This window comes from Wolbachia endosymbiont of Tuta absoluta (assembly GCF_059414725.1).
Genome location: NZ_JBNRJY010000607.1, coordinates 1 through 522, shown reverse-complemented (window position 1 = coordinate 522; position 522 = coordinate 1). Strand labels below are relative to the sequence as shown.

General features: G+C 36.6%; 1 pseudogene. It reads left to right on the top strand.

Annotation, left to right across the window (positions count from 1 at the left end):
• Positions 1–152 (top strand): annotated as a pseudogene (locus ACJ5GX_RS06785) (GTPase ObgE); the annotation flags it as partial.
• Between the last annotated feature and the right edge of the window lie 370 nt (positions 153–522).

Genomic DNA, 522 nt, shown 5'->3' with positions numbered 1-522 from the left:
TTGGAGTTGGGCTCGGACACAAATTTTTAAAGCACATAGAAAGGTGCAAAATTTTACTGCATTTAATTGATGTAACTCACGATGAAATTATTTCAGCTTATAATTGTACGCATAATGAACTGAAGCTTTACAATAGCGATCGATCTTCAAAAATATTGATGCACACTGTTGAGTTGTACAACTATAAACACTTCAATCATATTTACATTTTATGTCAAGTCATACACCGTGCGCACCGATCGATCTGAAAACAATACCAGAAACACGAATAAAAAAAATCCTATTTAGCTATTTTAAAGATATAGCGAAACAAAAATTTAATGCAATGCAATGTAAGCATCGCAATTGGTAAGGAAACTTATTAATACCAGTAACTTTTTATGCGAGCTCTTTATCCAACCATCGACACCTGCAGATTCCCGCAATGACATTGTAACCAAATTCAATAACGTTGCCCCGAACATCCAAGTTACTTCCAAGGCCTCTCTACGTCTACTCGGCGCCCCGATTCTAGATGAGGCC